This is a genomic window from Pseudomonas sp. NFACC02 (genome assembly GCF_900110765.1).
Classification (GTDB): domain Bacteria; phylum Pseudomonadota; class Gammaproteobacteria; order Pseudomonadales; family Pseudomonadaceae; genus Aquipseudomonas.
This window is the reverse complement of the sequence record NZ_FOEO01000033.1, coordinates 53262-60191: the sequence shown is the minus strand read 5'-3', so window position 1 is coordinate 60191 and position 6930 is coordinate 53262. Positions and strand designations below refer to the sequence as shown.

The 6930-nt window shown below is 59.4% G+C and carries 5 protein-coding genes; 3 read left to right on the top strand and 2 right to left on the bottom strand.

Annotated features, from left to right (window positions below; all coding sequences use genetic code 11):
- From BMY73_RS21420 to BMY73_RS21410, 3 genes are all read left to right on the top strand, one after another.
- A partial coding sequence (locus BMY73_RS21420) for an IS1182 family transposase (RefSeq protein ID WP_092409564.1) occupies window positions 1–964 on the top strand: 964 nt, incomplete at its 5' end.
- 315 nt (window positions 965–1279) lie between these two features.
- Complete coding sequence (locus BMY73_RS21415) at window positions 1280–2425, top strand: TDT family transporter (RefSeq protein WP_092409558.1); 1146 nt, start codon at window positions 1280–1282, stop codon at window positions 2423–2425.
- A 279-nt stretch (window positions 2426–2704) separates the two neighbouring features.
- Complete coding sequence (locus BMY73_RS21410) at window positions 2705–4579, top strand: MFS transporter (RefSeq protein WP_092409556.1); 1875 nt, start codon at window positions 2705–2707, stop codon at window positions 4577–4579.
- Between the two features lie 214 nt (window positions 4580–4793).
- On the opposite strand, the gene BMY73_RS21405 is transcribed toward BMY73_RS21410, so the two are convergent.
- Both BMY73_RS21405 and rdgC read right to left on the bottom strand, forming a co-directional pair.
- Window positions 4794–5756: a bile acid:sodium symporter family protein gene (locus tag BMY73_RS21405; RefSeq protein WP_092409554.1), complete on the bottom strand. Its 963-nt coding sequence runs from the start codon at window positions 5754–5756 to the stop codon at window positions 4794–4796.
- 142 nt (window positions 5757–5898) lie between these two features.
- Entirely contained in the window at window positions 5899–6819 is a 921-nt protein-coding gene (gene rdgC, locus BMY73_RS21400) for a recombination-associated protein RdgC (protein ID WP_092409552.1), read from the bottom strand.
- Window positions 6820–6930: the final 111 nt, after the last annotated feature.

Below are 6930 nucleotides of genomic sequence, written 5' to 3'. Positions count from 1 at the left end.
CTTCACCAGTGCCAAACTGAAGCGGCGGATGGAAGAAATCGAAGCCAGTATCGCGCGTTACATGGCGGCTCTCGATGCCGCTGATCGAGACGAATCCAAGCCTTCAGGCCCCACCGGAGGCGGGTTGCAAGAGAAAATCGCCAAGCTCAAGGAGCAGATGAAAGAGCTGCAGGCGATTGAAGTAAAACTTGAGGCATCGCCAGACAAGCAGATCTCCCTGACCGATCCGGACGCGCGCTCGATGATGTCGGGCGGCAAGGGAATCGTGGGCTACAACGTGCAGACCGCGGTAGATACCAAGCACCATTTGATCGTGGCACACGAGGTCACTAATGAGGGCCATGACCGGTACCAGCTCAGCTCGATGGCCGAACAAGCCCGAGAAGCGATGAAGCTTGAGTCGATATCGGTGGTCGCCGACAAGGGTTACTTCAAAAGTGAAGAAATCCTGGCCTGTCACAAGGCCGGCATCACAGCGTATGTGCCCAAGGCGATGACCTCCGGAGCCAAGTTTGACGGGCGCTTCAACAACGATGCCTTCCTCTATGACTCGACTCGAGACGTCTATATCTGTCCTGCCAAGGAAGTGCTGACCTGGCGCTCGTCATACGTAGAGAAAGGCATGACACTGCACCGTTACTGGACCAATAACTGCGAAGGCTGCGCACTGAAATCACAATGTACGCCGGGACGTGAGCGGCGCGTCAGACGCTGGGAGCACGAAGCTGTACTGGAAGAAATGCAGGTCCGGCTCAATAACGCGCCTGACATGATGAAGGTCCGCAAACGCACTGTTGAGCATCCCTTCGGGACGCTCAAGCAGTGGATGGGGCCGGCGCACTTCCTCACTCGTAAGCTAGCTGGGGTCGGCGCTGAAATGAGTTTGAATGTGCTCGCCTATAACTTGAAGCGGGTAATGAAAATCCTGGGTACCCAAGGTCTGATGAAAGCCATGACGGCCTGAGAAGGCCACATCGTCGCCCGTATATGGGGCTATGTGACGCGTCTGAAGGCGCATGGTTGGTTCTGAGCAAGCCCATGGCCTTGCAGACAGCAAATAACGAGAAACAAAAGCCGGCGCTTCGCGCCGACAATGTTCGAGGGTGTGTCCGAGGATGTTTTTACACACTCTGGTCCGGATGCGGCCCAGAGACAAGCCACGCTACGGGGTTTTGTATATCTGTTAAATCTATGAGGTATAGAGAAATTACCCGCTTAATCGATATCAGGTCCCGCCGTAACATGGGTACCACCTCACACGAGGACAGGAGCGACCCCCATGAATCACACGCTTTTTATGCCGCGCAGACCCTTCAGCCAACTGAGCCATCCGCGCGAAGTCATTCGTCAATTCACCCCCAACTGGTTCGCCGCGACCATGGGCACCGGCATCTTGTCTGCCGTTCTGCCCCAGCTTCCCGTTCACCTCCCCGGCATGCTCCGGCTGGCCGAAGCGCTGTGGATGCTGAACATCGTCCTGTTTCTGAGCTTCAGCGTGCTCTACGCCGCGCGCTGGGTGATGTTCTTCGACGAAGCACGGCGGGTCTTCGGCCATTCAACGGTTTCGATGTTCTTCGGCACCATTCCAATGGGCATGGCAACCATCATCAACGGCTTGCTGACGTTCGGTGTTTCGCGATGGGGGCAGGGCGTGCTGCCCGTGGCCGAGGCGCTGTGGTGGCTCGACGTGGCGATGTCATTGGCGTGTGGCGTACTGATCCCGTTCATGATGTTCACCCGTCAGGAACACCGCATCGACCAAATGACGGCGGTCTGGCTGTTGCCGGTCGTGGCGGCGGAAGTGGCGGCGGCCAGCGGAGGCTTGCTGGCGCCACATCTGGCGGACAGCCACAGCCAGTTCAACGTGCTGATCACCAGCTACGTGCTGTGGGCGCTGTCGGTGCCGGTGGCGTTCAGCATTCTCACCATCCTTTTGCTGCGCATGGCGCTGCACAAACTCCCGCACGAAAGCATGGCCGCTTCGAGCTGGCTGGCGCTGGGGCCGATCAGCACGGGGGCCTTTGGATTGATGGTGCTGGGGGCCGATTCGCCCGCGATCTTTGCAGCCCATGGTTTAGGCGGGGTGGGGGAGATTGCGTCGGGACTGGGGCTGATTGCCGGGATCATTCTGTGGGGCGTCGGTGTGTGGTGGCTGCTGATGGCGGTGCTGATCACGGTTAGATACCTGCGCAACGGCATCCCGTTCAACCTGGGCTGGTGGGGATTCACGTTTCCGCTGGGCGTGTTTGCCTTGACCACGCTGAGGCTTGGGGCTGTTTTGCAACTGGGCTTCTTTTCGGCGCTGGGGAGCTTGCTGGTGGTCAGCCTGGCGATGTTGTGGCTGGTGATCATGCGCCGCACCCTGGTGGGTGCTTATAAAGGAGAGCTGTTCGTTTCGCCGTGCATTGCCGGGTTGAAAGGCTGATACGGTCCTGTAGGTGAACAGCTACGCACTGTGGGAGCGAGCTGGCTCGCGAAGAGGCCGTTACATCCGGTACAGCGATGTCGGTTGAAACGACGTATTCGTCGGAATGCCGCCCAGACCAAGCTCACTCCCACAGAGGTCTTCCGTACGCATCCATCATGTGTGACGCGAATGAATGGCCGCGCTCGACATTCACGCATTCAACGTCTTCAATGTGGCTCGGACGAGAATCCCGTCATCCAATCCGAAAGCCAACCCCGGCGTCATTAAGGACGATGTTTGATGAGTCAGTCGCAGTTCAATCTGTTAGGCAAACGGCGATTCCTGCCGTTTTTCGTGACGCAGTCCCTCGGGGCGTTCAACGACAACATTTTCAAGCAATCACTGATCCTCGCCATCCTCTACAAGCTGACCATCGACGGTGACCGTTCGATCTACGTCAACCTGTGTGCACTGCTGTTCATTCTGCCGTTCTTCCTGTTCTCGGCCCTGGCCGGGCAGTTCGGCGAGAAATACCCCAAGGACACGCTGATCCGCATGATCAAGGTGCTGGAGATCGGCATCATGGTCGTGGGTGCCATCGGGTTTCTCTTCGACCACCTGTCCTTGATGCTCGCGGCGCTGTTCGCCATGGGCACACACTCCGCGCTCTTCGGCCCGGTGAAATATTCGATCCTGCCGCAGCACCTCCATGAAGACGAACTGGTGGGCGGCAATGGCCTGGTGGAAATGGGGACCTTTCTGGCCATTCTTGCCGGGACCATCGGCGCGGGGATTATGATGTCCTCGGCGCATTACGCACCGATCGTCTCCACCGCCATGGTGCTGGTCGCCTGTCTGGGTTACCTCGCCAGTCGTGGCATCCCGCCAGCCGCTGCCGCCAGCCCGGACATGCGCCTGAACTGGAACATCTTCAGCGAATCCTGGGCGACGCTGAAGCTGGGCCTGGGCCAGACGAAGGCGGTTTCACGCTCGATCGTCGGCAACTCCTGGTTCTGGTTCGTCGGCGCGATTTACCTGACGCAGATCCCGGCCTACGCGAAAGAATTCCTGTACGGCGATGAAACCGTCGTCACCCTGATCCTCACGGTATTTTCGGTCGGCATCGCTGCGGGCTCCATGCTGTGTGAGCGGCTGTCGGGACGCAAAGTCGAGATCGGCCTGGTGCCATTCGGTTCGATGGGCCTGACGGTGTTCGGCCTGTTGTTGTGGTGGCATTCGGGCGGCTTCCCGCAAAACGTTCAGGCCAACAACTGGCTGGCGGTGCTGGGTTACGGGCAGGCCTGGTGGGTGCTGTTCGACATCCTCGGCATCGGCGTCTTCGGCGGCTTTTACATCGTGCCGCTGTACGCGCTGATCCAGTCGCGCACACCCGAGAAAGAGCGCTCGCGCGTCATCGCCTCGAACAACATTCTCAACGCACTGTTCATGGTGGTGTCGGCGATCGTGTCGATCATCTTCCTGAGCGTGGTGAAACTCTCGATTCCGCAGCTGTTCCTGGTGGTCTCGCTGATGAACATCGCGGTGAACACCTACATCTTCAAGATCGTCCCCGAATTCACCATGCGTTTCATGATCTGGCTGCTCAGCCATTCCATGTACCGTGTGGAGCACCGCGACCTGGAGCAGATTCCTGACGAAGGCGCGGCGTTGCTGGTCTGCAATCACGTGTCGTTCGTGGATGCCCTGTTGATCGCCGGGTCCGTGCGCAGGCCGATCCGCTTCGTCATGTACTACAAGATCTTCAACCTGCCGGTGCTCAACTTCATCTTCCGCACCGCAGGGGCCATTCCCATCGCCGGGCGCAGCGAGGACCTGCTGATCTACGACCAGGCCTTCAAGCGGATCGCCGACTACCTGAAAGACGGTGAGCTGGTGTGCATCTTCCCCGAAGGCAAACTGACCACTACCGGTGAGATCGACGAATTCAAAGGCGGCATGACCCGCGTGCTGCAAGAAACCGACGTGCCGGTGATTCCGCTGGCGCTGCAAGGCTTGTGGGGCAGCTTCTTCAGTCGCGACCCCGACAAGGGTGTGTTTCGCAGATTGTGGTCGCGGGTGACGCTGGTGGCGGGGCCCGCGTTGGCGGGGGAGTCGTCCGAGCCGGCTCTGGTGCGTGAGCGGGTGGCGGAGTTGCGTGGGGATGTCAGGTAAATGACCTATTGATAACTGTTGGAGCTGGCTTGCTGGCCAGAGCGGCGGGGCGGCGACGATGATGGTGAATGACACCTCGCGATCGCGGCCCTCGTAACCTCGGACGGCTCCTACACGTACTGCATCTACCCGAGAACCTGCGGCAGTTATCGAACTGTAGGAGCCGGATCCTACAGATCCTGTCGTTGATACTCGACCTGTAGGATGACGCGCTTTAACCCACCACCGGCTTGTCTTCCGTAACCACGACATCCGGCGCCATCTTCCTGAAGTACGTCGAGAGCAACGCCCCCGAAATGTTGTGCCATACGCTGAACAGCGCGCTGGGCACCGCCGCCAGTGGCGAGAAGTGGGCGCTGGCCAGGGCGGCGCCGAGGCCGGAGTTCTGCATGCCGACTTCCAGTGACAGCGACTTGCGCTGTGCCAGCGGCAGTTTGAACAGCTTGCCGGTGAAGTAGCCCAACAGGAAACCGAAGCTGTTGTGCAGGATCACCACCGCCATGATCAGCAGGCCGGACTCGGCGATTTTTGCCTGGCTGGCGGCCACGACGGCGCAGACGATCATGACGATGCTCACCACCGAAATCAGCGGCAGCACGTCGACCGCGAACTGCACGCGCGCGCCAAGAAGGCGCTGCGCGATGACGCCCAGCACGATCGGCAGCATCACCAGTTGCAGGATCGACCAGAACATTTCCATGAAGGATACGGGCAACCATGCCGACGCCAGCAGCCAGATCAGGGCCGGGGTTAGCAGCGGGGCGAGGAGGGTGGTGACCGCGGCGATGGCGACCGACAGTGCCAGATCGCCTTTCGCCAGCCAGGTCATGACATTGGACGAGGTGCCGCTTGGGCAGCACCCGACCAGAATCACGCCGACGGCGATTTCCGGAGGCAGGTGAAACGCCTGGCACAGCAACCAGGCCACGCCCGGCATGATCACGAAGTGCGCGACCACACCCAGCGCCACGCGCCAGGGATGACGCACGACCTCGGAAAAATCTTCAAGCTTGAGGGTCAGGCCCATGCCGAACATGACCAGCCCCAGCAAGGGCACGATCAAGGTCTTCAGGCTGATGAACCAGGTCGGGAACAGGAACGCCAGCACGGCGAACAGCAGCACCCAGTAGGCGAAGGTATTACCGACAAAACGACTCAATGCAGCCAGCGCACGCATGGCTTGCTCCTTTTATTATGGGTGAACCCGGTACGCAAAACCGTGGGAGCCGGCTTGCTGGCGAAAGCGTCAGTCCAGACAACTCGATGTTGAATGACAGATCATATCGCCAGCAAGCCGGCTCCCACAGTTCGAGAGGTGGTCAGATCCCCTGCGGAATCTCTTCACCGCCCAGTGCGTCGAACAACTGCGGCAGGAACTCACCGAAAGTCAGCATCATCAGGGTGAAACTGGCGTCCAGTTGGCCCAGTGCGTCGTCGCCACCGTCCTGTTCCGCCTGATCCTGCAGCAGGTCTTCGAACTTCAGGCGTTTGACGCCCAGCTTGTCGTCGAGCACGAAGGACAGCTTGTCCTGCCAGGCCAGTGACAGTTGGGTCACGACCTTTCCGGTGCTCAGGTGCAACTGGATTTCGTCGCTGGTCAGGTCCTGACGCTTGCACTTCACGATGCCGCCGTCTTCGTGGGTGTCGCGCAGTTCGCACTCGTCAAGCACGAAAAAGTTTTCGGCGGTCTGACCGGTCTTGACCCATTCGGTCATCACGGCGGTCGGTGCGGTTTTCACGGTCACCGGACGAACCGGCAGCGAGCCGACGACTTCACGCAGGGTCGACAACAGGTCTTCGGCGCGTTTCGGGCTTGAGGCGTTGACCAGAATGACGCCTTGCTTGGGCGCGATGGCGGCAAACGTCATGGAGCGACGGATAAAGGCCCGTGGCAGGAAGGCCTGGATGATCTCATCCTTGAGCTGGTCGCGTTCCTTCTTATAGACCTTGCGCATCTGCTCGGTCTCGATTTCTTCGACTTTCTCTTTCAGCGCGTCGTTGACCACGCTACCCGGCAGGATGCGTTCTTCCTTACGCGCCGACACCAGCATGAAGTCGCCGCTGACATGCACCAGCGGTGCGTCTTCACCCTTGCCGAACGGGGCGATGAAACCGTAAGTGGTCAACTCCTGACTGGCACAAGCGCGTGCAGGCTTGGTCGCCAATGCGGTCTCCAGCGCCTCGGCATCAAATGGCAGGTCCTGGGTCAGGCGATAGACAAGCAGGTTTTTGAACCACATGGGGTACGTCTCTCCTTTATACAAAGGGGGGCATTATTCGCTTCCGCGACCCTGCGGCCAACCCTGACGTAACCCTTTGGTTGGAATATAAAAATTATTTAAAAAAGTGCT